This is a genomic window from Actinomadura sp. B10D3, from assembly GCF_039871695.1.
In the GTDB taxonomy this organism is placed as follows: domain Bacteria; phylum Actinomycetota; class Actinomycetes; order Streptosporangiales; family Streptosporangiaceae; genus Spirillospora; species Spirillospora madurae.
In genome coordinates, this window is the sequence record NZ_JBDPLY010000006.1 from 159,511 (window position 1) to 185,113 (window position 25,603).

Sequence of the window (25,603 nt, forward strand, 5' to 3'; positions counted from 1 at the left end):
AGCCGTAGTGATACTTAAATCCGCCCAAAGGAACGAGCTGGCCCTCGCGAAAAAGGCGGTCCTGCGCGCCTTCGGCAAGGACCCCAACGTCACCGCCTTCGGATACGGCTTCCGGCGCCGCGGCGGCCGCCTGACCGACGAGCCCGCCGTGATCGCCTCGGTGGCGAGGAAACGGCCGCCCGGATACCTGTCGCGCGGCCGGATGCTGCCGAAGACGGTGGAGGTCGGCGGGCGCCGGTACGGCGTGGACGTCGTCCAGGCCGGTCCGTTCTCGCTCGCCGGCGGGGCGCTGCCGGCGGCGGCCGGACGGGGCGTCAGCGATCCGATCTCCGACCGGTTCCGCCCGGCGCGGCAGGGCTGCGTCCTCGTCAACCGCGGCACCGGCGAGCAGGCGACCTTCGGATGCCTGGTGCGCGACACCGGATCGGGGAACACCGTGATCCTGACCAGCGGGCACGGGCTCGGATCGCTCGCCGGCGCCCGCCCCGGGGACCGCATCGCGCAACCCGAGGACGATGACGACGTCATCGGAACCCTCCTGCGCTACAACGCGCTCGGGAAGGACCGCGTCAACCCGACGAGCGCGGCTCTCGTCAGCGTCCAGGAGAAGGACGTCGACACGCTGGTCGCCCGCAACCTGATGACCCCGATCCAGCAGAAGCACCCGATTCTCGGGATCCACATCGCCAATGGCAGCGACGGTTCGAGCCTCTTCGCCAGGATCAGGCCGACGATGCGGGAGATGGGCGTCGATTTCTGGGGCAACGAATCATCCCTCATCTGTGACGCCATCGATTTCAACATGAACGTCGACAAGGTCGGCTCGCACACCGGCTACACGTCGAGTGTGGTCGTCGGAATGGGCGTCACCCCGGTGGGGCTGAGCCATTTGGGCGACAGCGACTACCTGGTGTTCGACGACCTGGTGCAGGTGGACATGGGGTTCGCGCTGTGGCGTGACCGGGGCGCGGTGGTCTGCCTGGGAGGGGACGGCCAGACGCGGGCCCCGCTTCAGCCGTTCCCCTGCAGGATGCTGACGGGTGCGGAGGAGGTCACCGGCCTTCCGTTCGCGGGTGACGAGGAGCTGGCCGACAAGTTCCGCGACGGTTTCCTTGGGCAGAGCAAGACCGGCCGGATGCTCACTCGTGCCTTCTATGTCAACTATGAGGAACTCGCAGGCCGGTACGACCAGATGGAACTCACCCCGACGGAGAAGGACCATCTCGGCGCCCTTTACGACCGTTACCGGCAGATCGCGCAAGGTGCCCTGAGCACGCCGAACAGTCCCGGGTACGTGGTGACCACGGAGCACATCGCCGACGCGTCGAACGCCCTCTACTACCTGACCGTCGAGATGCGGCCGTCCTGGCTCAGCGTCGAGGAGCTGAACGCCGCCTGGGAACTTCTCGAGATCTTTCAGCGCACCGAGGGGATGAACCGCGCCCAGCTGACCGCCATGCTCAACGACGACGCGGTGTACCGCGAGGTGCACGGCATCCTGGCGGCGGTTCCGTCGATCAAGCATCTCGGGCCGCTCGGTGCCGACGAGTGAGCCGGAGGGCCCGCCGCCGCCGCTGCGGGAATTCCGCACCGGAGTCGTGGGACGGATCCGGGAGCTCGTGGCCACCCTCCCCGCCCCGCTCGGCCAGGCCACCGCGCCCCTCACCGACAACCCCGGGAAGTGCCTGCGCTCGACCCTGCTCGGAGCCTGCGCCCGGTTCGGGCAGCACGACCCCTCGCGCGCCGTCCGGCTCGGCGCCGTCGTGGAACTGCTGCACCTCGCGTCCCTGCTCCACGACGACGTGGTCGACCGGGCCGCCGTCCGGCGGGGGCGACCCGCGGCCCACCTCGCCTCGGGGAACGAGATGGCCGTGCTGGCGGGGCTGGCCGTCATGGCGCTCGCGGGGATGGAGGCCGCGGACCTCGGCGGCGGCGTGGACGCCGCGGTGGCCGCCGCGGTGACCGACCTGTCCTACGGCGAGATGCTCGACGTCGAGCGGGCCTTCGACACCGGGTTCGGGCTGCCCGGCTATCTCGAGCTCGCCGAGCGCAAGACCGGCGCGCTGTTCCGGCTGAGCTGCGTCCTCGGCGCGGCGGAGGCCGGCCTCGGGGACACCGGGCGGCGCGCGCTCGGGCGGTTCGGTGCCGAACTCGGCATCGCGTTCCAGATCATCGACGACTGCCGCGACCTCGAACCGTCCGCGGCGGACAAGCCGAGCGGGACCGACCACATGCTGGGCCTCTTCGGCGCGCCGACCCTCTGCGCCCTGCGGGAGGACCACGACCGCGAGCTCACCGCGCTCCTGCTGGCGCCCACGCTGGCGTCCCGCGACCTGCCGTCCGTGCGGCGACTCGTGCTGGCGCGCGACGGCGTGGCGGCGGCCATGGAGATCGCCCGCCACCGCCGGGCGCGGGCGCTGGAGGCGCTCGGCGGGCTCGACCCGGCCGTCCACGGCGAGGCGCGCGACCTGCTCGTCCGGGCGTCGGCTCCGGCCTGGCGGATCCCGTGACGCCGCGCGAGACCGCCGTCCTCGTGGCCGGCGCGGGACCCGCCGGCGTCGTGACGGCGGCCGAGCTGCGGCGCCACGGCGTCGACGTCCTCCTGGTCGGGGACGAGCCCGCCGGCGGCGCGTACGACGCCGTGCTGAGCGGGCCCATCATGCGGACGCTGGCGACCCTGGACGGCGGGATCTCCGGCGCACTGCGGCCGATCCGCGCCGTCGACCTGCGGTTCGACGCGGACGGCCCGTCCACCTCGCTGATCGCCGACGCGGCCGCCTGCGACGACCGGCGCCTGCGGGCCGACCTGCGCCGCCTCGTCACGGCCCGCGGCGGCGCCCTCGAACCCGGCCGACTGGTCTCGCTCGACCGGGATCCGTCGGGATGGACGGCCCGGGTACAGGGTGAGGACCGCGTCCGCACGGTCGTCGCCCGCCATGTCGTCCTCGCGCTGGGGTGGGCGGCCGGCTCCCCGCTCCTCCCGCCGAAAGCCCGCCACGCCGTCGGCGTCACCTGCGCACGGCGGTACGGCGGGGTGGACCTCGGCGGCCGCCTGATCCTCCGCCCCCTCCCGCCCTCGCCCGTCGACCCGCACGACCACCCCGCGTGCGTCTGGGCCGTGCCCGGGGAAGGACCCGGCACGTTCACGGTGGGGATCACCGCAGTCGGAGGAGGCGGTGCCGACCGCCCGGAAAGCCTGATGGCGTCGGCGCTGGAGACGCTCGCGGCGTCCGACCCGCGCTTCGCCGCGGCCATGCCCCTCGGCGCCGTGACGAGCGGCCCCGTCAACAGCGGATTCGCGCCGGAACACGCGGTCCGCGACGGCCGGCTGCTCGTCGGCGACGCCGCGGGGCTGGTCAACCCCTTCACCGGCGAGGGCCTCGGCAACGCCCTGCAGAGCGCCCTGGTGGCGGCTCGCGCCATCGCGGAGAACCCGGCCGATCCCGAGGCGGCCCGCGCCGCCTACAAGCGGGGACTCGCCGCCTCCTTCATCGGCTACTTCGAGACCGCCCGGCACGCGGCCCGCCGCTACCACCTCGCCTGGCGCGTGCTGGGGGCCACCGCGGGCGACGATCATCCGTTCTACGCTCTCGGCCGCCGGGCGATGCTCATGCCGGACGGCGTGCTCGGCCCGTTCGCCGGCGAGGCCTCCTTCTCCCGCCGGGACGCGCTCTTCGTCCACCCCTTCCTGGCGGCGTGCGACGAGATCGCGGTGGAGGCGGTTCGCCGGGAATGGCCGTTCATCGCCCGCATACTCGCCGCCGGCCCGCACCGGGCCGTGCGGGTCCGGCCGGCGACGCTGTTCCTCGCCGCGCTCGCCGCGGCCGGCGCGGTCCCCGGCGACGGCCGCGCCGCCGTCGGGGCGGCCATGGACCTCGCCGCCCTCGGCTCGCTGACGTTCTTCGGCCCGATCCGCGGCGCCGGCCCGATCCGCGGCGTCGACTGGGGCGCGGCGGTGATCGTGCTGGCCTGCGACTTCCTGCTCGCCCAGGCCTCACGGCTGGTCTCCCGGGCCGCGCCGGAAGCGGCGTGGGCGTTCTCGGACTGGCTGGCGGAGATGGCGGGGCTGCGCGCCGCCCACCTCGGCGGCGACCCCGCGGTCGGCGCGGCGGACCTCACCGCGTGCCTGTTCGAGTTCCCCGCCCGCCTCGGCGCCGAGCTCGGCGGCGCCGGCCCCGAGACGGTGGCGCGCGTCCGGGAGATCGGCCACCAGTGCGGGCGCGCCTTCCTCTTCGCCGAGGACGCCCTCGCGCTGCGCGGCCTCCGGACCAGGCTCGACACCACGAGCGGCGCCATGCTCGCCGGGAGGATCTCCACCGTCCCCCGCCTGCTCGGACGGGACGACCTCACCGCCGGTGAGTTGTCGGCCGACCCGCACCTCCGCGCCGCGGCCGTGGCCGCCGCGACGGCGGCCTGCCGGGACGCCGCCGGGACGGCCCTCGACCTGGCCGCCGGCGTGCCGCATCAGGCCGCCGCGCGGATCCTGCGCGCGCTGGTCAGGGCGATCGCGCCGCCGTTCGTCCTCGCCCCCGAGGACGCACCACCCCCCGCCGCCCTTCGCGGAGAGGAGTCAGCCCGATGAGAGACCGGACCGTCCTGAGAAGATTCGCCGTGCTCGCCGCCCTGCTGGCCGGACTCACCCAGGCGGGCGGCGCGCCCTCCGCGGCGGCGCAGCCCCGTCCCGGCCCCCGGGAACTGGCCGTGGCGGCGGCCGACCGGCTGGTCGCGGGCGATCCCGCCCTCGTCCACCGATCGCCCCGCGACGCGATCGTCCGGCTGGGCGTGGTGGCCGGCGCCCGCGGCCTGCACTACGTCTCCTACGGACGCACCTACGCGGGCCTCCCGGTCCGGGGCGGTGACTTCGTCGTCGTCACCGACGCGGCGGGCCGCGTCCTGAGCACCTCCGTCGCGCAGACCCGGGAGCTGTCGGTGCCGACCGAGCCGACGATCCCGCCGGCGATGGCCGCGAAGCGCGCCCGCGGCCCCCTCGACGAGGTGACGGACCGCACCGATCCGCGGCTGGCGGTGGTCGCGGAGGGAGCGGGCCGGCTGGTCTACGAAACGGTGGTGAGCGGCGTCCGGGACGGGAGGCCGAGTCGCTTCCACATCTTCGTGGACGCGAGAACGGGGGAGGTGACGGAGAAATGGGACGAGGTGCTCGACGGGATCGGCAACAGCCACTTCCACGGCAGGGTCGAGTTCCAGACCACCCGCTCCGCCACGTTGTTCGGCATGTCCGATCCGGTCCGGCCGGGACTGCGGTGCGGCGGCACCGACGGCCGCACCTACACCGATTCCGACGACACCTGGGGTAACGGGAGCGGGACCGACCTGGTGACCGCGTGCGTCGACGCGATGTACGAGGCGCAGAAGCTGTGGGACATGCTGGGCGGCTGGCTCGGCCGGTCCGGCCTCGACGGGAACGGCCGCGGATATTCGATGCGGGTCGGCTACGACATCGTGAACGCCTTCTTCAACTACTACTTCGCCGGATTCGGGCGTAACGCGGCCGGAACGAAACAGATGACCGCCACGGACGTGGTCGCCCACGAACTCGGGCACGCGATCTACAACGCTTCTCCGGGCAGCACCGTGCCGTCCTCCCTGCACGAGTCGACGGGCGACATCTTCGGCACCCTGACCGAATGGTATTTCGGCGATTCACCCGACTACACGGTGGGCGAGGACGTCGACACCGTCGGCGACGGACCGATCCGCTATATGTACAACCCGGCGATAATGCCTTATCACGCGAGTTGTTACGATGATCTGATCGGCGAGCCGCATGCGGACGCCGGAGTGCAGAACCACTGGTTCTACCTCCTGGCGGAGGGATCGCACCCGAACGATCCGTCCCACGGCAGGCCCAACAGCCCGACTTGTAATGGTGCCTCGGTGTCCGGCGTCGGCATCGTGCGGGCCGGCATGGTCTTCATGGAGACCCTCAACCGGAAGACCACGGAGTGGTCGCACATAAAGGCACGGCGGGCCTCGCTGGAGGCGGCGCGGCAGCTCTTCCCCGAGGAATGCGCCGTGTTCACCACCGTCCGCGACGCATGGGACGCCGTGAGCGTGCCCGCCGACCCCTACGAGCCGCCCTTCTGCTCGTGAAGCCGATCTGAAGTCGCCGGATGCTCTGATGGAGGTCCGGCAGGCACCTCGGGCCGGAAGGCCGAGGTGGGTCAAGGAGGGTGGAAGGCAATGCTCACGAAGATCGAAAGGCTCGGCGACCGGCTGCTCAGCCTGGTGGTCCCGCACGCCAACGCGTCCGCCGAATGCACGTGCACCTACGTCGGGGACTGCGACATCAGCCGCATCAGGTGGTACTGCTGCCGGTACACCCCGGCGGGGCAGAGCTGCTACTACGAGTGCAACTACCGCAACCCCTGCTGACCACGGTGCCACGAAAGGGATTCGTTCGATGATGCCCGCCACCGCCGCGCTGGCCGTCCTCGCACTCGCGGTCGGTCTGCTGGACCTGGTTCTCACGCTCGGCGTGATCCGGCGGCTCCGCGAGCACACCGAGCTGATCTCGAACCTGTCGTCCGGGGGGCGGCGGCCCTACGCGATCCTCGGCGAGGGCGAGACCGCCGGGCCGTTCGAGGCCGTCGCCACCACCGGTGAGCCGGTGTCCCGGGACCTGCTGTCCGGCCGGACCCTGGTCGGCGCCTTCACTCCGCGCTGCTCCGCCTGCGAGGAGAAGCTGCCCGCCTTCCTCGACTCCGCGCGGACGTTTCCCGGCGGACGCGACCAGGTGATCGCCGTCGTCGTGGGGCCGGAGGACGAGGCGGAGACCTACCGCGAGCGGCTGGAGCCGGTCGCCCGGGTCGTCGTCGAGCCGCCGGCGACCGGTGCGGTGGGCACGGCGCTGGCGCTCGGGTCCTTCCCCGCGTTCGGCGTCCTCGACCAGTCCGGAACGGTGGTCGGCAGCGGCGTGGAGCCGGGCGGGGCGCCCGCCGGCGCCTCGCCCGCCGGCACCGGCGTGTGACCGTCGCTCATGGGCGACGGTCTGGGCGGGGCCAGGACGGGGCCCAGGGCCGGTGCCGCCAGGATCGGGCACGCGCTGGCTCTGGCCTGGCGCGCCGGCCGGTACCAGATCCTCGGCTACGGGACGCTGGAGCTGACGGCGGCGGTTGTGCCGGTCGCGGTGGCGTGGCTGACCAAGCTCGCGCTGGACGCGATCGTGGGACCGTCCACCGGTGACCCGCGTCTGGCCTGGATGGGCGGCGGGCTCCTGGCCGCCGGAGTGCTGGCCGCCGTGCTGCCGCATCTGTCCCGTTACCTCCGGCAGGAGCTCGAACGCCGGATCGGCCTGACCGCCCAGGACCGGCTCTTCGCGGCGGCCGAGCGGCTTCCCGGTCTGGCCAGGTTCGAGGACCCGGTGTTCCTGGACCGGCTGGCGCTGGCCCAGGGGGCCGGCGGCAGCACACCCGGCATGGTGGTGTTCGGCGTGCTGGCCGTCTGCCGCGGCGCGATCACCATCGTCGGGTTCCTCGGCTCACTGCTGCTGATCAGCCCGTGGCTGGCGGTGGCGGTGACGCTCGCGGCCGTCCCCGCGCTCGCCGCCGAACTGCGCCTGTCCCGGCTCCGTGCGGCGATGATGTGGCGGATCACCCCGATGGAGCGGCGGGAGATCTTCTTCCAGCGGATGCTGTGCAGCGCGCAGGCGGCCAAGGAGCTGCGCCTGTTCGGGACCGCCCGCCATTTCCGCGGGCTGATGACCGGGCAGCGGCGGGAGGCCAACGTGGAGCGGCGCCGGATGGACCGGCGCGACCTGGTCACCCAGTCCGGCCTCGGGGTGCTGGCCGCCGGGATCGCCGGGACCTGCCTGCTGTGGGCGCTCTTCACCGCCCGATCCGGCGGCTTCACGGCGGGCGACGTCCCGCTGCTCATCGCCTCGGTAGCGGGCGTCCAGGCCGCCGCGGCGTCCCTGGTGAGCGAGGTGACGCAGGCCGATCACAAGCTGGTGCTCTTCGACCATTACCTCACCATCACGGCGGGCGGGCCGGACCTGCCGGTGCCGACCGAGCCGCAGGCGATCCCGCCGCTGCGGCGCGGCATCGAGCTGCGCGGGGTGTGGTTCCGCTACTCGCCGGAGCATCCCTGGGCGCTGCGCGATGTGAATCTCACGATTCCGCACGGCCGGGCGGTAGGCCTGGTGGGCCGCAACGGCGCTGGGAAGAGCACGCTGGTCAAGCTGCTGTGCCGGTTCTACGACCCCGATCGCGGCGCGATCCTGTGGGACGGAGTGGATCTGCGCGACATGGACCCGGCCGACCTGCGGTCGCGGATCGGGGCGGTGTTCCAGGACTACATGGAGTACGACCTGACCGCGGCCGACAACATCGGGCTCGGTGACCTCCGCAACCGGGACCGCGACCGCGTGCGGGCCGCCGCACGACAGGCCGGAGTGGACGACGTCCTGGCCGCTCTGCCCAACGGCTACGACACGCTGCTGTCGCGCCTGTTCTCGGCGAAACCCGGAGACGACGACCCCGAGGTCGGGGTCCCCCTGTCCGGGGGACAGTGGCAGCGGCTGGCGCTGGCCCGCGCCTTCCTGCGCGACCAGCGCGACCTGCTGATCCTCGACGAGCCCAGCTCCGGCCTGGACGCCGAGGCCGAACACGAGATCCACACCGGCCTGCGCGGGCATCGCGCCGGGCGCACCAGCGTACTGATCTCGCACCGGCTCGCGGCCGTCCGGGACGCCGACCTGCTCGTCGTCCTCGACCAGGGACGGATCGTGGAACAGGGCACCCACGCCGAACTGATGGCGGCGGACGGAAAGTACGCCCGCCTGTTCACGCTGCAGGCCGACGGCTACCAGCCGGACCACCCGGTCGTGGACGTGCCGGCGCCATGACCTGGATCGCCCTCGCCGCCGCGACCGCGCTCGCCGGGACCGCCGCGCTCATCGCCTGGCTGCGCCGCCGCTACGTCGTCATCGACGTGGACGGCCCGAGCATGCAGCCCACGCTTCACGAGGGCGACCGCGTTCTGGTGCGGCGCCGTCCGCTGGGCCACGTCCGGGCCGGCGACATCGTCGTCGTGAAGAAGGCCGCACGCCACCGGGCGGCCCGCCGCCCCGGCATCGCCGCGCTCGCCCGGCCGAGGGGCTCCGGGCGTCTCTCCCGCCACAGGTGGGTGATCAAGCGGGCGGCCGGGGTGCCCGGAGATCCGGTGCCGTCGGTGATGGCCGCGACGGTCTCGGTCGCCGCCGACGTCACCGTGCCGGACGGGCGGCTGCTCGTCCTGGGCGACAACCCCGACCGCAGCCTCGACTCCCGCCACTACGGCTACCTTTCCGGCGACGGCGTGCTCGGCGTCGTCGTCCGCCGGCTGGAGCTCCCGGAGAAGGAGCCCGTTCATCACCGAGCCGCCGGCCGCCGTGTCAGCCGCCCTTCCCGCGGCATCCGAGGGCGATGAGGCTGGCGTGGACGTTCTCGGCCTTGACCTCGCCCTCGTAGGCCAGGCCGAGGTCGTCGAGAATGGTCAGGGCGCGCTGCCAGTGGTGGCAGGCGCGGTCACGGTCACCGAGCGCGTGGTGCGCGTGGCCCAGGCCGTCATGGGCGCGGGCCTGCTGCCCTTGCTGGTGGAGGTTCCGCGCCATTTCGAGGGCTCGCTCGTGCAGGTTGAGCGCCTGGCCGGACCGGCCGGTCGCGACGCATGTTCTGCCGAGACCGTAGAGCGCCTCGAACTCGTAACTGGGTACTCCGATGTCCCCGGCGAGGTCGAGAGCTCGTTCGTAGTACCCGGTGGCGCGGTCGTATTGCTCGCGGAACCGGTAGGTGTGGCCGAGTCCGCACAGCGCCTGGACCTCTCCGGAGCGGTGGCCGATCTCATCGGCGATGCCGAGCGCCTGCTCGTAGCGGTCGATGGCGCTGTCGTACTCCGCTCGCACCCTGTGGGCGTGGCCGAGCCCGCACAGCGCCTGGAGTTCCCCGCCGCGGTCGCCGATCTCGCGGGCGATGCGGAGCCCCCGGCTGAAACAACGGCTCGTCTCCTCGTGCCGTCCCGTCTGGTAGTGCAGCAGCCCGAGCGTGCAGAGGACCTGGAGCTCGCCCCTGCGGTCGCCGATCTCACCGGCGAGCCGGAGGGCCTGCCCGAGGATGTCGGTGGCCGGTCTGTTCCGGCCGGCCAGGTAGCGGCTGCGGCCGAGACCGCGCAGCGCGGCGAGTTCGCCGCCGCGGTCACCGATCTCGCGGGCGAGGGCGAGGGCACGCTCATGGCCTTCGGTCGCCGCCGCCAGACGGATGGTCGCCTGGTACGCGTCGGCAAGGCCGATCGTCGCCCACATCTCGCCCGCGCGATCACCGGTCTGGAGAGCGGCGTCACGGGCCCGCTCGTGCAGGGTTTCGGCGTGCGAGAAGTGCGCCCGGGTATGCAGGTGGACCTGGAGCGTCCGGGACAGGCTGAGGACGTGGCCGGGCGCATCGTGGTCCGCGGCGTGTTCGGCGGCTGCGAGCAGGTTGGCGAGCTCGGCGTCGAGCCAGGCCGCGGCCTGGGGCGGTGTGGCCGGCCCTGGAGCGGATCCGACCGCCGGTGCGGTATCGCGCCGCTGCGGCGTCCGGGGAGCGTAGAGCACGTCCACCGCCAGGGAGACGGTGCGTGTGTAGTGGTCGAGCAGGCGGGCGAGCGCGTCCTGGCGGTCCGGCTCGCGTTCCTCTTCCCGCGCGATCCGCATGGCGTGGAGGCGGACGAGGTCATGGAACGTGTACCGGCCGGGGGCGGTCTCGTTGAGGAGCTGAGCCCCCAGCAGATCGTCGAGCGCCTCCTCGGCGCGCTCCCGGGGCATGCCGGTCAGGGCCGCGGCCGCGTCTGTGCCGAAGACGGCACCGGGATGCAGGCCGAGGAGCCGATAGGCACGCCGATGCCGGGCGGTGAGGTGACGGTAGGACATGTCGAGGGCGGCGCCCATGCTGCGCTGCCCGGCCTGGAGTTCGGCCAGGCGCCTGTCGTGGTCGCCCAGCCGCTCGATGAGCTGTTCGGCAGTCCAGGCCGGGTGCGCGCGCAGGCGGGCGGCCGCGATGCGGATGGCCAGGGGCAGCCGCCCGCACATGTCCACGATCTCGCTCACCAGGGGCGACCGGGCGGTCAGATCGTCCCGTCTGACGGTACGGGCGAACAGGTCGGCCGCCTCGGAGAGGGACAGGACGCCGACCGACACCAGGTGCGCGTCGTCGAGACCGGCCAGGCGGTGCCGACTGGTGATCAGCGTCAGGCATCCGGGCGTTCCGGGGAGCAGCGGCCGAACCTGGACGTCGTCGGCGGCGTTGTCCAGCAGGAGCAGCACCCGCCGTCCGGCCAGGGTGGAACGCAGCATCGCGGAGCGGTCCTCCAGATGGGCCGGAATCCACTCGCCCGGTACCCCCACGGCGCGCAGCATCCGCTCGAGCGCGTCGGCCGGATCGAGCGGGGCGACGCCGGGGGTGAAGCCGTGGAGGTCGAGGAAGAGCTGACCGTCCGGGTAGTGAGCGGCAAGACGGTGCGCGGCCTGCACCGCGAGGGCGGTCTTGCCGATCCCGGCCATCCCGTCGATCGAACCGATCACGACCGTCCCGGCGTCCGGCAGACCGGTGAGTTCGGTCAGCTCGCCGGCGCGGCCCGTGAAGACCGGGGAGGCCGCGGGCAGCTGACGCGGCGTCAGGCCGGATCTCGCCGGCCCGGCCGGGTCATGGGGCGCCGTCCGCGGGGCGGGGTCCAGTTTGGACCAGGGGGGAGGCGCCGGCCGGTCAAGGGAGGGGTCGTTGCGCAGGATGCCGAGGTGGAGCCGCTGCAACTGGTCGCCGGGGTCGACCCCGAGCTCGTCGCTCAGCCGCTGCCTGACCTCCTGGTGGACGGTGATCGCATCGGCGGTCCGCCCGCTGCGATGCAGTGCGAGGATGAGCTGGGCCGCCAGATGCTCCCGGAACGGATGGCGGTCGACCAGCTCCGTCAGCTCGGCGACGATCTCGGCGTCCTCGCCGCAGGCCAGCGAGGCGTCGTACATCTCCTCCAGCATGGTCAGCCGGAGCTCGGTGAGGCGGCCGACGGTCGCGGTGATGGAATGGCTGGGAGGCACGTCGGCGAACGGGGCACCGCGCCACAGCCGGTGCGCCCGCCGGAGCGTGGCGAGACGGTGCTCGGCCCGTCGCGTCCGCCGCTCCTTCCGGGCGTCCGCGACCAGCTTCTCGAAGACGTGCAGGTCGAGTTCCTCGTCGTGCACCTTCAGGCAGTAGCCCGGCTTCCGGGTGATGATCCGCTCGGCGGCCGCCTGCCCGGCCTCGCCGGTCCGCAACGTCCGCCTGATCCGGGAGACGTGACCGCGCACCAGCGCCCGTGCCTGCGAAGGGGGCCGGTGCGGCCAGAGCTCGTCGACGAGCTGGTCGACGCCGACCAGGTCGTTGGCGTGCACCAGCAGGATGGCCAGCACGGTGCGGTCCTGCGGGGCGCCCAGAGGCAGGGACGTACCGTGGTCGCCGACGACGAGCGGTCCGAGAACGCCGAATCGCACGTGCACCTCCGGCGAGAACGGGTTTCGCCATTCTGCCCGCGGCGCACCGCCTTCCAGCGCTCTCCGGGCAAGCGTCCCCTCGATGCCCGGTCAGTGTCCGCTGTATGCCCCTTCTCACCCGGTGGCGCCGGGTGCGGCGGCCCTTTCGCCGGACGGGCCGGCGGCCAGGCCGGCGAACGGCAGGGGGCAGTCCTCTTCGGCGGCGCAGGCGACCAGGTCGTCGCATCCGGCCTCCAGGGCCTGGCGCAGCGTGCCCGCGATGACCCGCAGATCGCTGATCTTGGCTTCGACCTCGGCGAGCTTGCTCCGGGCGCGGCTCTGCAGCCCCGCGTCGGGCCGCCGGTGCCGGTGCGTGCCGGCCTCCAGCAGCTCGGCGACCTCGTCCAGGGTGAAGCCCAGCCGCTGCGCGGTCTTGATCACGCGCAGCAGCGTCACCGCCTCGGCCGGATACAGCCGGTGCCCGCCCGGGCTGCGGTCGGGTTCGCGCAGCAGGCCGCGCCGCTCGTAGTAGCGCAGCGTCTGCGGGCCGATCCCGGCGGCGGCCGCGAGCTGCCCGCTGCGCAGCCGGCCGTCCGGCTCCACGGCGGGACCGGTCATGGCCGTGCCCCCGGGGAGGCCGCGCTCATCCGGGTGGCGCGGCTGGTCAGCGCGTCCAGCACCCCGGCGTGCCGATCACCGGCACTGACGTCGAGGGTCAGCTCACCACCGGTCGCGGTGAGGGTGAAGGTGAAGAAGGAGCAGCAGCCGGTCTCCCGCGCGGCCAGCTCGGCCGCCCGCCCGGCCACCTCGGGCCCCGGACGCAACACGAACCGGACCCGGCCCGGTCCGTCCGGCCGCACCTCCCGCACCGCCTCGGTGAACAGCGCGTCGAACTCGGCCACCCGCAGTGGCCGCTCGGCCGTCGGCAGGGTGCACGCCCGCGGCGCCCACCCCTGGTCGTCCTGCCCGGCCGGTACCTGGTGGAGTTCCATGTCTTCGACGGTAAGCCTGTACCCGGGTACCGGATGCAACTCCCGGCCACCGATCCGACCCGATGGCCGAGGTCGGCCCTCCGGAGCCGGTGCGTACGACCCCGGGACCGCTTATTCTGCGATCCTCCGCCTCCGCTCGACGATCACGGAGGGCATCGTGGCGATCGGCGCGCTGGTCATCTACCTGGTCTTCGCCGCGCTCGCGTTCGGGCTGCGCACCTGGGTGCAGTGGCGCCGCACCGGCGACACCGGCTTCCGCGGCGGCGACCTGGCCAAGGGCAGCACGCAGTGGTGGGCCCGGGTGCTGTTCACCGCCGCCTTGCTCATCGGCGCCGCGGGCCCCATCGCCGCGCTGGCCGGGCTGCCCGCCGTCGGCTTCCTCGACCATCCCGCCGTCCAGGCGGCCGGTGCCGTGCTGGCCGTCGCGGGCCTCGCGGGCACGCTCGCCGCGCAGGCCTCGATGGGCTCCTCCTGGCGGATCGGGGTGCAGGAGGAGGAGCGCACCGAACTGGTCACCGCGGGCGCGTTCGCGCTGGCCCGGAATCCCATCTTCACCACGATGGCCGTCACCGCGGCCGGGCTGGCGGGCATGGTCCCCAACGCCGTGACGCTGTTCGGCCTGGCGCTGACCATCGTGGCCGTCCAGATGCAGGTCCGCGCCGTCGAAGAGCCGTACCTCCTGCGAGCCCACGGCGACGCCTACGCCGCTTACGCCGCGCGGGTCGGCCGGTTCCTGCCCGGCATCGGTCGCCTCGGCCCCTGACCCGCGGCAGTGACGCGCTTCCCGTGCCGCGTCCGCCACCCGTGGAGCGGAGGGGAAGCGATATGCCGATTCATCCCGCCGATGCCGGGGTAATCAAGATCGGGGCCACCGCCGTCGAATTCCAGGAGTTCGTTGTGCTGATCCTCACCGGTGCGGCCGCCGCCGCGATCCGCAACCTGTCGTCGCAGTCGGGACTGGCGCGGGACGGCGGGATGCGCATCGCACCGGGGCAGGACGACCCCTCGCTTCTCACGATGGCCGTCACCGACCGCCCCGCGTCCACCGACGAGGTGATGGAGGTCGACGGGACCCGGCTGTTCCTCGAGCCGACCATCACCGCGACCCTCCGGGGCAAGGTGCTCGACGCGCGGATCGGTGAGCACGGTCACGTCGTCTTCGTCATCAACGCGCCCTCGCGCTGACCGGCGGGGCGGCCGTCATGAACGCGACCGGGCGCTCTCCCGGTCGTTGGCCTTCTGGATGGCCTTCACGAGCTCCTTCTTCGACATCGTCGAGCGGCCGGAGATGTCCAGCTTCTTCGCGACGTCGTACAGGTGCTTCTTGGAGGCGTTGGCGTCGACGCCGCCCGCGGTCGCGCGCGACGTCCCCACGCCGCCCTCGGCCTGCTCGTCGGACGGTCCCTTGGCGCCCTTCTCCTTGGGCTCCCAGTGATCACCGATCTTCTCGTGGGTGTGCTTGAGCGCCGCGTACGCGACCCGGTGGGCCCGCTGCCCCTCGCCGTACTCCTTGACGGCCGAGTCGTGCGCCTTGGCGAAGGTGCGCTGGGCCTTGGCGTCCGACCGCTTGATGGTGTCGGGAAGCTCGCTCTTCTTGGCCTGTCCCTTGCGGGTGCTCTTCGGCATCCCTCTGACTCCTCAGTCGCTGCGAATTCTTGGGCGCCTGCTTACCCGTTGCAGGCCGATATCCACATGTCACGGTCCGTGCAACCATCGGCCACGTCGGGCGGGTCGTTAGAGGCGGACGTGGCCGGGTAGCCGTAGCGCGACGGCCGGGCGAGCCGGCCGGTCATGCGACAGAGGGGGGCGGATGACCACGCCGGAGGAGAACGCGCCGAAAACCGAGGACACCGATCAGGTGGTGATGAAGCCGGGCGGAGACCCCGACCGGGACCCTGATCAGAACCCCGAGCCGCGACGTCCCGACGTGCGGACCGAACTCGGCGCAGAGCTCGAAGACAAGATGGCGGAGAAGGGACTGTCGCGGGACGACTTCACCGAGTCCTGAGCCGATCCCGACCGAGGAGCGCCGCTTCTAGCTGCTCCGCGTGCCGTCGGGGCGGATGACCGCCCGCACGCAGTCGTCCTTCTTGTGCTTGAACATGTCGTAGGCCTGCGGTGCGTCGTCCAGGGCCACTTCGTGGGTGGCGAGGTGGCGCGTGCTCAGTTCTCTGTTGGCGATGCGATCCAGGAGCATCGGGATGTAGCGCTGCCCGTGCATCTGGGCGCCGCGCAGGGTGAGCCCCTTGTTCATCAGGGCGCCAAGCGGGAACTTGTCGACGGCGCCGCCGAAGACCCCGAGGACGAACACCGAGCCGCCCTTGCGGCAGGCGTAGATCGCCTCACGGACGGCGGTCGGCCGGTCGGTCTGCATCCGGAGCTGGTGTTTGACCTGGTCGTAGGCGTGCTCAGGGCCGGGGCCGTGCGCCTCCATGCCGACCGCTTCGATGCACACGTCCGGGCCGCGCCCGCCGGTCCGCTCGCGGAGTTCGGCGCCGACGTCGGTGGAGGTGTAGTCGATGGTGTCGGCGCCGGCGTGCTCGCGGGTCATCGCCAGCCGCTCGGGGAACCGGTCGATCGCGATGACGCGTTCGGCGCCCAGCAGCATCGCCGCGCGGGACGCCATCTGCCCGACGGCCCCGCAGCCCCACACCGCCACCACGTCGCCGGGCCGGACACCGCCCAGGTCGGCGCCCATCCAGCCGGTGGGCGCGGAGTCGGAGGCGAACAGCGCGCTGATGTCGTCCACCCCGTCCGGGACGCGGAACGCGCCGTAGTCGGCGAACGGGACGCGGGCGTATTCGGCGTGGCTGCCGCGCAGGCCGCCCATGGCGTGGGAGTACCCGAAGATCCCGCCGGGGTCGTATCCCCACATGGCCTGGGTGATGCCCGGGTTGGTGTTGGAGTTGTCGCACAGCGACCACAGGTCGTTGGCGCAGTACCAGCACCGCCCGCAGCCGACGAACGAGCACACCACGACCCGGTCGCCGACCTGGTGGCGCCGGACGGCCGGACCGGTCTCGACGACCTCGCCGAGGAACTCGTGGCCGATGACGTCGCCCGCGCGCATGGCGGGGATGTAGCCGCCGATCAGGTGCAGGTCGGAGCCGCAGGTCGTCCCGGCGGTGACCTTGACGATGACGTCCTGGTCGTTGCGGATCCGCGGCTCCGGGACGTCCTCCACCCGCAGCTTGTTCACGCCTTCCCAGCACAGTGCCTTCACAGCCGTCCCTCCCCACCCGCGCGGCGGGTCGCCAGGGCCACCAGCTTCCCGCCGGGGGTGCGACGCGCGGTGGCGGGCGCGTCCGCCTGGAAAATCTCGCCCGTCTCGATCAGGGACTTGGCCTCGCGCAACGCCTGCCGGACGCGCTGCCGGGGATCGTCGCCGGTCAGCCGCTCCAGCGTCCCGCCGGCGGTGCTCTCGCGCAGCCGCGCGGCGAGCTCGGTGCCCTTCCCGCCGGGCGCCGGCGCGGTCCTGATCTCGACGTGGTCGGCGAGCCTGGCCAGCGGGGCCGGGAGCTCGCCGAACCGTTCGGGCGGCCGGTTGACGGTGACGGTCAGCCACCGGTTCGGCTCGGGCCCGGACCCGGCGGTCCGGGACCGCAGCCGCCGGACGGCGACCCCGGCGCCGACGAGCGCGGCGGCCGTGGCCAGGGCGCGTTTCATGAAGTCTCCAGACTGAGTGGGGCCGTCCTCGCTTCGATCACTTGCCGTCGCGGGCGTCGCGGATCATGTCGCGGACGCGGTCGACGGTGGCGGCCATGGGGCCGGCGAGCAGGTTCTTGGTGGCGCTCTCGGTGCCGGGGTGGGGGCGCGTGGGTGCGGTGGCCTGCGCGGCGCGGACGGCGGCGGCGAAGCCTCTGAGCTGGGCGGAGCTGAACTCGTCCTTGAGCCGGTCGAACTCGTAGCGCTCTTCGGCGCGGGCGTGCGTGAGGACGTCGATGCGGAGTTTGTCGACCGATTTGAGGAACCGGGGGTCGTCGGTGTCCATGCCGTCCAGTTCGGAGAGCAGTTCCTTGGCCTCGCGCTCTTCGGCCAGCCGGTCGTCGACGATGCCGTCGCCGCCGGGCAGCCGCCGGGCCATCGGGTGGATGAGTTCCTCTTCGGCGGTTTCGTGAATGGCCAGGAGTTTGACCAGGTCCTGGAAGGCGTTCTTGCGGTCGTCGCCGTCAGTGTGCAGGACCTCGTCGAACAGGTCCCGGATCTGGCCGTGCTGAGCGCGCAGCAGGTCGACGACGTCTTCGGTGGTTTCGGCATTGGCGGGCGTGGTCTGCATGAATGTCCCCTGCTCGGTGGTGCGGGTCCGGTGATACCCGCCGTGCCGTACCCGAGCCCGGCGCCCCTATGCAGCCCGATTCGGTGGGGGTGGACTGGGATGTCCACTCGGTGACAAAGATCGTGTAATGCCGGGCCGGTAAAGGTGCGGAACGTCTCGTGCCGGGTACCGGCAGCGGGTGTCGCATCCGATCTCGTCTCGAGACGAAAGGTGAGCCTGGTGGCCTTCAACCCGCTCGAACATCGCGGTATCCCGCTGGACGACCAGTTGCGGAACTGGGCGCAGCTGGACGTCGCCCCCGTCGATCCCGACAGCTCTGATCCCTACACCAAGTGCCGGATCATCACGATGAACGGGATCGAGGTGGAGGCGATCATGTTCAGCCACCACTTCGCCCGGGTCTGCCCGGACGTGGAGGTCAAGCAGCAGCTGGCCGCGGTGCGCTACATCGAGGCCCAGCAGCAGAAGGTCGTCAACTGGCTGCTGCCCGGCCAGGCCTCGGTGCTGGAGACCACCATCAGCTACGAGCAGGTCGCCGTCGACCTGACCGGATGGGTCGCCCGCCAGGAACCCGACCCCTACCTCAAGCAGGCCTACAACTTCGGGCTGCTGGAGGACTTCGACCACCTGTACCGGTACTCCAACCTGTACGAGATGATCGAGCACCGCAAGGCCGAGAAGGTCATCGACCAGCTCACCGAGGTCATGCCGGGCCGCCCCGGCTACCTGCAGCACCGCAACCCGCTCGACAACGTCCGCGAGCCCTACGACCGCGAGGCCGCCGAGCCGATCTCCAAGCTGCACGCGCTGACGATCATGTCGGCCGAGCAGCAGACGATGAACTTCTACATGAACGTGGGCCCGATGTACATGGAGCCCATCGCCCGGCAGCTCTACCAGGAGATCGGCCTCGTCGAGGAGGAGCACGTCACCCACTACGAGTCGCTGGTGGACCCGGGGGAGACCTGGTGGGAGCGGCTGGTCAACCACGAGTACAACGAGTGCTACATGTACTACTCGTTCATGCAGACCGAGTCCGACCCCCGCGTCAAGGGGATCTGGGAGCTACACCTGAACATGGAGCTGGAGCATCTGCGGATCGCCTGTGACCTGATGCGCCGCCACGACGGCCGCGACCCCGAGAGCGTGCTGGCGCCGCACCTGCCCGAACCGGTCACCTTCGAGCCCAACAAGCAGCTGCTGCGCGAGCTGCTGGCCACCCAGATCGACTGGACCACCCTCGGCACCGGCTACGTCCAGGAGGCCCACCAGCGGTTCGAGGCCTACCAGGACAAGATCAACGCCGAGCGCGGCGCGCAGGAACGCGTCATCGACGAGCACCGCGACAAGTTCGGCGACGAGTACCGCCTGGAGACCGACGGTCCCCACCCGGTCGAACGCCTCCGCGACAAGCCCGCCAGGTGACCGTCCGGCCGAGGCAGTCTCGCCATCAGTGGGAGCGCCCTGCTACGGGCGCGTGCTGCCTCGGCGGACGATCGACCACGAAGCTGATTCGCCGGGTTCCTGCCCCAGCGCCGCGTGCGCGCAGGCCGCGCCCTGCTCGCGCAGCGACTGCGCGACCGTGGTCAGGCCGAGCTGGGCGGCCACTGCCGCGTCGTCCCACCCGGTCACCGCGACATCGTCCGGGACGGCGCGGCCGGCGGCCCGAACCGCGCGGACGACGCCGGCCGCCTGCTGGTCGCTCATGGCGGCGATCGCGTCGGGCGGCGCGGCGGAGGCGAGGAGGGACGCCGCGGCGCGCTCGGCCTCGGCGGTGTCGTTGCGGGCGCACACCGCGATGACGACGTCGCGCCACGCGGTACCGGCCGCCTCGATCGCCTCCCGGTAGCCGTCCAGCCGGTCCCGGGTCACCGGGAACGAGACCTCCGGCAGGTCCGCGCCGCCGATGACCGTGCTGACGCGGTCTCGGGTAAGCGGAAAGCTCACGATCGCGGGACGCTCGGCCCCCGCGAACGCTAGCGTGCCCACCGCGCGTGCCGCGGCGCGGTTGTCGATGCCCACCGACCCCATGCCCCGGACGGCCGGCCCGCCGTGAACCACCGCGGGGCGTTTCATCGCCTCGACGGCGGCCAGGACCGGATCGTCATCGGACGTGGTCCAGACGATGAACCCGTCGACGGCGGCGTCGGTGATCCGCGAGATGTCCGCGGCGGCGCCGGTGATCGGCAGGATCGTCATGCCGTAGCCGTGGTCGGCGCAGACGTCCGCCACCCCCGCCAGGAACGACACCGCCTCCGGGTCCTCGAACGCGTAACTCAGGTGCTCGCCCATCACGACCCCGAGCGTGCGGGTGCTGCCGCGGCGCAGCGACCGGGCGCTCGGGTCCGGCCCGGCGTACCCGAGCCGGTCCGCCGCGGCGAGCACCTTGGCCCTGGCCTGCTCCGAGACGCGGCCCGGCCGGTTGTAGGTGTAGGACGCGGTCATGACCGACACTCCGGCCAGCTCCGCCACCTGCGCGAGCGTCACCCGCTTCGAGCCCCGGGACGACGATGCCATGCGGCCAGCCTAACGGTCCCTTCCGAGGTTGTGTATCGTTACACACATGCATGCCCCCTCGTCCCGTCACATGATCGTTTCGGTGGTCGTGGCCTTTGCCGTGTTCGGTGCGTTCTGGGGGGTGTGGGGAGCCTCCGTCCCGCGGGTCCAGCACCAGGCCGGCGTCAGCGACGGGCAGCTCGGTTTCGCGCTGCTGTTCGTGGGCGCCGGAGCTCTGCCCGCGATGCTGCTGACGGGCAGAGCGCTCGATCGATGGGGCCTGGCGGTCTCGGCCGTGGTCATCGCCGCCCTCGGCGTCGCGGGCGCCGCGCTGGCCCTGACCGCGGTGGACGCCGCGAGCCTGTGCGCCGGACTGGCCGTCGTCGGTGCCACCAGCGGGGCGGCGGACGTGTCCATGAACGCCGCCGCCGGACGGGCCGAGAAGGCGGCAGGCCGTCCCGTCATCACCCGGGCCCACGGCGTCTTCTCCAGCCTGGTGGTCTTCGGGAGCCTCGCCACCGGGCTGGCGTCGTCCGCGTCGCTACCGCTCGCGGTCCCGTTCGCGGCGGTCGCCGTTCTCGGCCTGCTGGCCGGTGGCTTCCTGGTCAGGGCGCTGGCCGGTCATGCGTCCACTCCTCTGCAGGAGCGGACCCCGACCGCGGACGCGGCACCGTTCGGGCGCCGCGAGATCGTCCCGTACCTGCTCATCGGGGCACTGGGCGCGCTCGCGTTCGCCAGCGAGAACGCGCACCAGAGTTGGAGCGCGGTCTTCGCGCACGACGAGCTCCGGTCGAGCACGGGGCTGAGTGCCGTCGCGCCCGCCGTGTTCGCCGGCACGGTCGCGGTCACGCGGTTCTCCTTCGGAGGCCTCAGGGCCGAACACGCACGGACCGTCCTTCTCATCGGCGCGTCTGCCGCCGCAATCGGCGCCGCCCTCATCGCCGCCGCGCCCACATTGCTCATCGCCGGGCTGGGGCTCGCGGTGGCCGCCGCGGGAACCGCGGTGCTGTTCCCGACCCTCCTCGGCGTCGTCTCGCGGAACGTCGACGAGTCCCGCCGGGGCCGCGCGACGTCGATCGTCACGAGCGTCTCCTACCTCGGCTTCCTCGTCGGTCCGGTCTACGTCGGGCTCTGGGCCGATGCCGTGGGACTGCGCGGCGCCATGGTCGCGGTCGCGGTCTTGGCGGTCGCGCTGGTCGTCCTCACTCCGGCGCTACTGCACCTCAGCGGCTTCGGTTCCCGAGGCGTGGACGTGTCGGCACGCCAGGAGCCGATGAGCTCCCAGAGGGAGGACCGGCCCGCAGCCAGGCGCTGATCCACACCGCTCCCGCTAGGGTCTGCGGTTGTGGAAAGTGCGGCGTAGGTCGCTCACCCAGGCCTCGGGGTTCTCCCAGGGGATGAAGTGGCCGCCGTGGTCGTGGGCATTGACGTTGACGTGGTTGAAATAGGCGGCCAGCGGGCCCGCCTTGAACGCCTGGACGCGCTCGTCGGCGGTGTGAATGCCGGGCGGGTTCTCGTAGGAGACGAAGGTGAGCCCCACCGGGGCCTCCACGACGGGAGTGCGGTCGTGGGCGGGGACCCAGGGGTAGCGGTTGGCGTTGGCGTAGTAACGCATCGACGTCGCGATGGAGTTGTTCACCCAGTAGATCGTGGCGTGGGTGAGCAGATCGTCCTTGGTGAAGACCGACTCGACGTCCCCGCCGTTGTCGCTCCAGGCGTTCCAGCGCTCCAGCAGCCAGGCGAGCAGGCCGGCGGGCGAGTCGCTCAGCCCGTGGGCCAGCGTGGCGCCGTCGAGCATGTGCACGGTGAGGTGGGACGCCCAGCGGTGGTCCATCTCGATGATGCGGGCGCGGACGTCGTCCGGCTGGTCGTTGGTGAGGGGCCGGTTCCGGGCGAAGTCCCAGGCGCGGGGCCCGGAGAAGAAGTTGAGCGGCAGCCCGGAACCGATGTGGACGCCGTACAGCTCGCCGGCGTATTTGTGACCGAGTTGGCTGGAGACGATCCCGCCGATGTCGCAGCCCCCGGCGGCGTACTTCTCGTACCCCAGGGTCTCGGTCATCAGGGTGTGCCAAAGGTCGGCGACCTTCCAGAAGTTCACGTCCGGGAAGCCGGCGAGCGGGCCGGGGAAACCGAAGCCGGGCAGTGACGGCACGATGACGTCGAACGCGTCGGCGGGGTCACCGCCGGACGCGCCTGGATCGGCGAGCGGATCGATCACCTTCGACCAGTGCCAGAACGTCCACGGCCAGCCGTGGGTGAGGATCAACGGGATCGGGCGAGGCCCGCGGCCGGGCTTGCGCATGAAGTGCACCGGAACACCGGCGACGTCCACCTGGTAATGCTCGTAGGCGTTGATGGCGGCCTCGGCCTTGCGCCAGTCGTATCCGTCCCGCCAGTAGGCGACCAGCCCGCGGAGATAGCTGTCCGGCACGCCGTAAGACCAGTCCTCGTTCCCCTCGTCCAGCGGCGGACGGGTCGAGGCGAGACGGGCGCGCAGGTCATCAAGGGCCTCGTCTGGCACATGGATCGGTGTCGGCTCCAGCGGGAAGCCGTGTGAGGAGGTCATGGCGTGGTTCCTTAGCGTGGAAAGCGGTGCCGTGGGCCTGTCGGCGATCGATCCGCCGACAGGCCGACAACGCCATGCTGTCGCTGGCCCTCCGACCACCGCAACCTGCGATGGACCAGCGCACTACCTGATCAGCCGGCGGGCTCGCCGAACCAGCGGGAGAAGTGGGCGTCCAGGTCCTGCTGATCGTCGCCGACCCAGGCGACGTGACCGTCAGGACGTAGCAGGACGCAGGGAACGTCCAGCGCCGCGGTCGGATCCGCGAGGTGGTCGACCCGGTCCGACCAGCCGCCGGCGGTGAGGCGTCCGGTGCGGTCCAGCAGCAGGCCGCGGCCGCGATGCAGCAGATCGTAGAGGCGGCCCTGCTTCACCTCGATGTCGCGCAGGCGGCGGCCGAGCAGGGCGGGGCCCTCGCCGACGTCGTAGCGGACACCGATCCCGGCGATCTTCTCGATCAGGTGGCGGTTCACCTCGTCGAAGTCCATCAGCTCGGTGAGCAGCCTGCGCACGGCCTGCGGGCCCGGTTCGGGGGAGAGCAGTTCCATCTGGGCGCGGGTGTTGTCCAGCACATCCGCGGCGACCGGATGACGTTCGGCCTGGTAGGTGTCGAGCAGTGTGTCCGGGGCCCAGCCGCGGATCTGCGCGGCCAGCTTCCAGCCCAGGTTGAATGCGTCCTGAACGCCCAGGTTGAGGCCCTGACCGCCGATGGGCGGGTGGATGTGCGCCGAGTCCCCGGCCAGCAGCACCCGGCCGACCCGGTAGCGCTCGGCCAGCCGGGTGGCATCGCCGAAGCGGGACAGCCAGCGCGGGGAGTGCACGCCGAAATCGGTTCCCGCGATGGCGCGCAATTGCTGTTTGAATTCCTCGAGGGTCGGTGGTTCCGCGCGATCGCTGACTCCCGCGGCGGGGACGACGACGCTGTAGACCTTCTCGCCGAAGGGCCTGAGCCAGAACCGCCTGTGGATCTCGCCGATTTCCCTCACCCTGGCGCCGATCTCGTCCCGCGGCGCGCCCACTTCCATCTCGCCCATCAGCGTGTCGTTCCGCGAGGGCTCGCCGGGGAAGCCGACGCCGAGCAGTTTGCGTACCGTGCTGCGCGCACCGTCGCAGCCGACGAGGTAACGCGACCGCAGCCGTTCCCCGCCGGCCAGTTCGACGGTCACGCCTTCGTCGTCCTGCGTGAAGCCGGCCACGGCACAACCGTGCCGGACCTGCGCACCCAGGTCGATCGCGTGGTCTTCGAGCAGGCGGACGATGACCGGCTGCGGGATGCCCACCAGATAGGCGTGGGCGGAATCCAGCCCCTCGGGAGCGGGTTTGTTGATGGCCGCGAAGAAGCCGCCGGCCGGACGCCGCCTTCCGTGTTCGAGAAGGCGATCGAGGAGCCCGCGCATGGCCATCAGCTCAAGGCTGCGGATATGCAGCCCGACGATGCGGACGAACGACGCGGGCTCGGTGTCCTTCTCCAGAAGGAGTACCCGTACATCGTGCAGCCGCAGCTCGGCGGCCAGCATCGCACCGGTCGGCCCGCAGCCGGCGATGATCACGTCGAACGTGGGGGGCGTGCCATCGGGGGAGGCCGACCGCCGTCCGGGGACGGCGTCGCGCTCGGCCGCATCGCTGGACGACGGCTCGGGGGTGAACTGCGAAGAGTGCATGGGTGTTGCCTTTCGAGAGTGCCTTTGGCGAGGCGCTCCCGGCGACACCTACATCGATCGCCCGACCGTAACGGGAAGGGGGAGCACCCCCATCGATACAGCGTTCATGGGGACTCACCTCCTCGGTCAGCGTCACGGCCACCCGCAAGCTACAACCCGGCCCTCACCGCGTCCACTCTTTTTCCACTCGCATGATCATTCCGTCAAGAGGGCACGGCCATGCTTATGTGTCAGCTAGACGTCGTTCGTCGACATTTCTGCACGCGTCGCCGTCGGGGTGGACAGGCCCGCGACCTCGTCGTAGAAGCGCTCGGCGGGAGGACCGAGCAGGGAGTGCGCCTCGAGGAACATCTCGTGGGCCTCGCGGCCGACCCAGCCCGCCGGGAGCAGCTCGACCGGCAGGTCCGGGTCGCGGAACGGGAACTTCCGGTAGTCGTACGTCAGCCGCATCCGCTCGATCAGCGCCTCCTGCGGGCTCAGGTGCCCCGCGCGGTAGGACGCCAGCCGGCCGCGGTAGGTCCGCATCAGCGCCCGGTAGTCCTCGTTGAGCGTGTCCAGATCCCAGCAGCGCGCGGCCATGTCGCGGTCGACCGGCAGGCCGCGCGACTGGCAGCGCAGGGTGTCCAGCCGCACCACCGGCTCGTCGGCGAAGTTCTCCAGCACCTGCTGGACGCGGTCGTGCGGGCAGATGTACGTCGAAGGCGCCAGCGGCCCGAACCCGAGCCACGCCAGCTCCTTGCGGATCCGGTCCCGGACGGCGCGATCGGTCTCGGGCACCGAGTAGATGACCATGTGCCAGGTGCGGTCCCACTCGTCCCGCACCCGGTCGAAGATCCGCGAGCGGCCCTCGTCCAGCAGGCGCAGGCTGCGGGGATTCAGCGCGTAGACGCTCTCCCGCCCCTCCCGGTGCGCGTCGAACCAGCCCTCCTTGCGCAGCCGGGACAGCACCACCCGAACCGTGCTCTCTCCGATGTCGAAGCACCCCATCAGGGTGCCGAGGGTGCGCATCCGCGCGGACCCTCCGCGGTACCGCACGTAGTCACCGAAGAGATCGAACACCACGGACCTGGGCTTCACCGGTGGACTCCTCCTGTCGACGCGTGCTCACCGACTATCTCATGCTCGGCGGCCGTCGCCAGAGTG

24 protein-coding genes are annotated in these 25,603 nt (G+C 72.0%); 13 read left to right on the forward strand and 11 right to left on the reverse strand.

Translation table 11 applies throughout. The features are described 5' to 3' along the window. Positions 1-7: 7 nt before the first annotated feature. The 8 genes from ABGB11_RS12955 to ABGB11_RS12990 all read left to right on the forward strand — a co-directional run bounded on the left by ABGB11_RS12955 (position 8) and on the right by ABGB11_RS12990 (position 9,426). On the forward strand, positions 8-1,552 hold the full coding sequence (locus ABGB11_RS12955) for a hypothetical protein (protein WP_347632231.1): 1,545 nt from the start codon (positions 8-10) through the stop codon (positions 1,550-1,552). Next, positions 1,539-2,510, forward strand: a complete 972-nt coding sequence (locus tag ABGB11_RS12960; RefSeq protein ID WP_347632233.1) for a polyprenyl synthetase family protein — start codon at positions 1,539-1,541, stop codon at positions 2,508-2,510. Before ABGB11_RS12955 ends, ABGB11_RS12960 begins: the two co-directional genes overlap by 14 nt. Then, on the forward strand, positions 2,507-4,582 hold the full coding sequence (locus ABGB11_RS12965) for an FAD-dependent monooxygenase (RefSeq protein WP_347632235.1): 2,076 nt from the start codon (positions 2,507-2,509) through the stop codon (positions 4,580-4,582). The genes ABGB11_RS12960 and ABGB11_RS12965 overlap by 4 nt, the downstream gene beginning before the upstream one ends. Next, positions 4,579-6,111 (forward strand): M4 family metallopeptidase, encoded by a 1,533-nt coding sequence (locus ABGB11_RS12970; RefSeq protein WP_347632237.1) that lies wholly within the window; start codon positions 4,579-4,581, stop codon positions 6,109-6,111. Before ABGB11_RS12965 ends, ABGB11_RS12970 begins: the two co-directional genes overlap by 4 nt. Positions 6,112-6,201: 90 nt before the next feature. Further along, entirely contained in the window at positions 6,202-6,393 is a 192-nt protein-coding gene (locus ABGB11_RS12975) for a hypothetical protein (protein ID WP_347632239.1), read from the forward strand. A 28-nt stretch (positions 6,394-6,421) separates the two neighbouring features. Then, positions 6,422-6,988, forward strand: coding sequence for a hypothetical protein (locus ABGB11_RS12980; RefSeq protein WP_347632241.1), 567 nt, complete (start codon positions 6,422-6,424; stop codon positions 6,986-6,988). Positions 6,989-6,997: 9 nt separating this feature from the next. After that, positions 6,998-8,863 carry an ABC transporter ATP-binding protein gene (locus ABGB11_RS12985; RefSeq protein ID WP_347632243.1) on the forward strand — a complete coding sequence of 622 codons (1,866 nt, stop codon included), beginning with the start codon at positions 6,998-7,000 and terminating at the stop codon, positions 8,861-8,863. Then, a complete protein-coding gene (locus ABGB11_RS12990) occupies positions 8,860-9,426 on the forward strand; it encodes a S26 family signal peptidase (RefSeq protein ID WP_347632245.1) in 567 nt (188 codons plus the stop codon). The genes ABGB11_RS12985 and ABGB11_RS12990 overlap by 4 nt, the downstream gene beginning before the upstream one ends. Here the strand turns inward: ABGB11_RS12990 and ABGB11_RS12995 are convergent. The 3 genes from ABGB11_RS12995 to ABGB11_RS13005 form a co-directional block, all read right to left on the reverse strand. Further along, positions 9,392-12,493, reverse strand: a complete 3,102-nt coding sequence (locus ABGB11_RS12995; RefSeq protein ID WP_347632247.1) for a BTAD domain-containing putative transcriptional regulator — start codon at positions 12,491-12,493, stop codon at positions 9,392-9,394. The two genes, ABGB11_RS12990 and ABGB11_RS12995, sit on opposite strands and share 35 nt — an antisense overlap. A gap of 114 nt (positions 12,494-12,607) precedes the next feature. Further along, positions 12,608-13,090: a MerR family transcriptional regulator gene (locus ABGB11_RS13000; RefSeq protein WP_347632249.1), complete on the reverse strand. Its 483-nt coding sequence runs from the start codon at positions 13,088-13,090 to the stop codon at positions 12,608-12,610. Further along, on the reverse strand, positions 13,087-13,464 hold the full coding sequence (locus ABGB11_RS13005) for a hypothetical protein (RefSeq protein WP_347632251.1): 378 nt from the start codon (positions 13,462-13,464) through the stop codon (positions 13,087-13,089). Before ABGB11_RS13005 ends, ABGB11_RS13000 begins: the two co-directional genes overlap by 4 nt. Before the next feature lie 157 nt (positions 13,465-13,621). Here ABGB11_RS13005 and ABGB11_RS13010 point away from each other — a divergent pair, with 157 nt between their 5' ends. Then, positions 13,622-14,227 carry an isoprenylcysteine carboxylmethyltransferase family protein gene (locus tag ABGB11_RS13010; RefSeq protein ID WP_347632253.1) on the forward strand — a complete coding sequence of 202 codons (606 nt, stop codon included), beginning with the start codon at positions 13,622-13,624 and terminating at the stop codon, positions 14,225-14,227. Between the two features lie 62 nt (positions 14,228-14,289). Then, the gene (locus ABGB11_RS13015; RefSeq protein ID WP_347632255.1) at positions 14,290-14,649 is read left to right on the forward strand and encodes a hypothetical protein; all 360 of its coding nucleotides are present in this window, start codon (positions 14,290-14,292) and stop codon (positions 14,647-14,649) included. Positions 14,650-14,664: 15 nt separating this feature from the next. Here ABGB11_RS13015 and ABGB11_RS13020 read toward each other — a convergent pair whose 3' ends face one another. Then, positions 14,665-15,090 (reverse strand): ChaB family protein, encoded by a 426-nt coding sequence (locus ABGB11_RS13020; RefSeq protein ID WP_347632257.1) that lies wholly within the window; start codon positions 15,088-15,090, stop codon positions 14,665-14,667. Positions 15,091-15,274: 184 nt separating this feature from the next. On the opposite strand from ABGB11_RS13020, the gene ABGB11_RS13025 reads away from it, so the two are divergent. After that, a complete protein-coding gene (locus ABGB11_RS13025) occupies positions 15,275-15,472 on the forward strand; it encodes a hypothetical protein (RefSeq protein ID WP_347632259.1) in 198 nt (65 codons plus the stop codon). A 27-nt stretch (positions 15,473-15,499) separates the two neighbouring features. Here ABGB11_RS13025 and ABGB11_RS13030 read toward each other — a convergent pair whose 3' ends face one another. The 3 genes from ABGB11_RS13030 to ABGB11_RS13040 are packed head-to-tail and all read right to left on the reverse strand — an operon-like array spanning position 15,500 to position 17,740. Then, positions 15,500-16,687 (reverse strand): zinc-dependent alcohol dehydrogenase, encoded by a 1,188-nt coding sequence (locus tag ABGB11_RS13030; RefSeq protein ID WP_347632261.1) that lies wholly within the window; start codon positions 16,685-16,687, stop codon positions 15,500-15,502. After that, on the reverse strand, positions 16,684-17,130 hold the full coding sequence (locus tag ABGB11_RS13035) for a hypothetical protein (RefSeq protein ID WP_347632263.1): 447 nt from the start codon (positions 17,128-17,130) through the stop codon (positions 16,684-16,686). The genes ABGB11_RS13030 and ABGB11_RS13035 overlap by 4 nt, the downstream gene beginning before the upstream one ends. A 37-nt stretch (positions 17,131-17,167) precedes the next feature. Continuing rightward, positions 17,168-17,740 carry a hemerythrin domain-containing protein gene (locus ABGB11_RS13040; protein ID WP_347632265.1) on the reverse strand — a complete coding sequence of 191 codons (573 nt, stop codon included), beginning with the start codon at positions 17,738-17,740 and terminating at the stop codon, positions 17,168-17,170. Between the two features lie 219 nt (positions 17,741-17,959). Between ABGB11_RS13040 and ABGB11_RS13045 the strand changes: the two genes are divergently transcribed. Next, the gene (locus tag ABGB11_RS13045; protein WP_347632266.1) at positions 17,960-19,165 is read left to right on the forward strand and encodes a hypothetical protein; all 1,206 of its coding nucleotides are present in this window, start codon (positions 17,960-17,962) and stop codon (positions 19,163-19,165) included. Between the two features lie 42 nt (positions 19,166-19,207). On the opposite strand, the gene ABGB11_RS13050 is transcribed toward ABGB11_RS13045, so the two are convergent. Continuing rightward, a complete protein-coding gene (locus ABGB11_RS13050; protein ID WP_347632267.1) occupies positions 19,208-20,257 on the reverse strand; it encodes a LacI family DNA-binding transcriptional regulator in 1,050 nt (349 codons plus the stop codon). Between the two features lie 70 nt (positions 20,258-20,327). Between ABGB11_RS13050 and ABGB11_RS13055 the strand changes: the two genes are divergently transcribed. Continuing rightward, positions 20,328-21,551, forward strand: a complete 1,224-nt coding sequence (locus ABGB11_RS13055; protein ID WP_347632269.1) for an MFS transporter — start codon at positions 20,328-20,330, stop codon at positions 21,549-21,551. Positions 21,552-21,566: 15 nt separating this feature from the next. On the opposite strand, the gene ABGB11_RS13060 is transcribed toward ABGB11_RS13055, so the two are convergent. The 3 genes from ABGB11_RS13060 to ABGB11_RS13070 all read right to left on the reverse strand — a co-directional run bounded on the left by ABGB11_RS13060 (position 21,567) and on the right by ABGB11_RS13070 (position 25,537). Next, entirely contained in the window at positions 21,567-22,802 is a 1,236-nt protein-coding gene (locus ABGB11_RS13060; RefSeq protein ID WP_347632271.1) for an epoxide hydrolase, read from the reverse strand. 131 nt (positions 22,803-22,933) lie between these two features. Next, positions 22,934-24,460 (reverse strand): rifampin monooxygenase, encoded by a 1,527-nt coding sequence (rox, locus tag ABGB11_RS13065; RefSeq protein WP_347632434.1) that lies wholly within the window; start codon positions 24,458-24,460, stop codon positions 22,934-22,936. A 234-nt stretch (positions 24,461-24,694) separates the two neighbouring features. Next, on the reverse strand, positions 24,695-25,537 hold the full coding sequence (locus ABGB11_RS13070; protein ID WP_347632273.1) for a PaaX family transcriptional regulator C-terminal domain-containing protein: 843 nt from the start codon (positions 25,535-25,537) through the stop codon (positions 24,695-24,697). Positions 25,538-25,603: the final 66 nt, after the last annotated feature.

What these genes read in the sequence shown, in the direction of transcription:
- ABGB11_RS12970 (WP_347632237.1), top strand. Translation starts at nt 4,579, where the DNA reads ATGAGAGACCGGACCGTCCTGAGAAGATTCGCCGTGCTCGCCGCCCTG.
- ABGB11_RS12975 (WP_347632239.1), top strand. Translation starts at nt 6,202, where the DNA reads ATGCTCACGAAGATCGAAAGGCTCGGCGACCGGCTGCTCAGCCTGGTG.
- ABGB11_RS12980 (WP_347632241.1), top strand. Translation starts at nt 6,422, where the DNA reads ATGATGCCCGCCACCGCCGCGCTGGCCGTCCTCGCACTCGCGGTCGGT.
- ABGB11_RS12985 (WP_347632243.1), top strand. Translation starts at nt 6,998, where the DNA reads ATGGGCGACGGTCTGGGCGGGGCCAGGACGGGGCCCAGGGCCGGTGCC.
- ABGB11_RS12990 (WP_347632245.1), top strand. Translation starts at nt 8,860, where the DNA reads ATGACCTGGATCGCCCTCGCCGCCGCGACCGCGCTCGCCGGGACCGCC.
- ABGB11_RS13000 (WP_347632249.1), bottom strand. Translation starts at nt 13,090, where the DNA reads ATGACCGGTCCCGCCGTGGAGCCGGACGGCCGGCTGCGCAGCGGGCAG.
- ABGB11_RS13005 (WP_347632251.1), bottom strand. Translation starts at nt 13,464, where the DNA reads ATGGAACTCCACCAGGTACCGGCCGGGCAGGACGACCAGGGGTGGGCG.
- ABGB11_RS13015 (WP_347632255.1), top strand. Translation starts at nt 14,290, where the DNA reads ATGCCGATTCATCCCGCCGATGCCGGGGTAATCAAGATCGGGGCCACC.
- ABGB11_RS13020 (WP_347632257.1), bottom strand. Translation starts at nt 15,090, where the DNA reads ATGCCGAAGAGCACCCGCAAGGGACAGGCCAAGAAGAGCGAGCTTCCC.
- ABGB11_RS13025 (WP_347632259.1), top strand. Translation starts at nt 15,275, where the DNA reads ATGACCACGCCGGAGGAGAACGCGCCGAAAACCGAGGACACCGATCAG.
- ABGB11_RS13035 (WP_347632263.1), bottom strand. Translation starts at nt 17,130, where the DNA reads ATGAAACGCGCCCTGGCCACGGCCGCCGCGCTCGTCGGCGCCGGGGTC.
- ABGB11_RS13040 (WP_347632265.1), bottom strand. Translation starts at nt 17,740, where the DNA reads ATGCAGACCACGCCCGCCAATGCCGAAACCACCGAAGACGTCGTCGAC.
- ABGB11_RS13050 (WP_347632267.1), bottom strand. Translation starts at nt 20,257, where the DNA reads ATGGCATCGTCGTCCCGGGGCTCGAAGCGGGTGACGCTCGCGCAGGTG.
- ABGB11_RS13055 (WP_347632269.1), top strand. Translation starts at nt 20,328, where the DNA reads ATGATCGTTTCGGTGGTCGTGGCCTTTGCCGTGTTCGGTGCGTTCTGG.
- ABGB11_RS13060 (WP_347632271.1), bottom strand. Translation starts at nt 22,802, where the DNA reads ATGACCTCCTCACACGGCTTCCCGCTGGAGCCGACACCGATCCATGTG.
- rox (WP_347632434.1), bottom strand. Translation starts at nt 24,460, where the DNA reads ATGCACTCTTCGCAGTTCACCCCCGAGCCGTCGTCCAGCGATGCGGCC.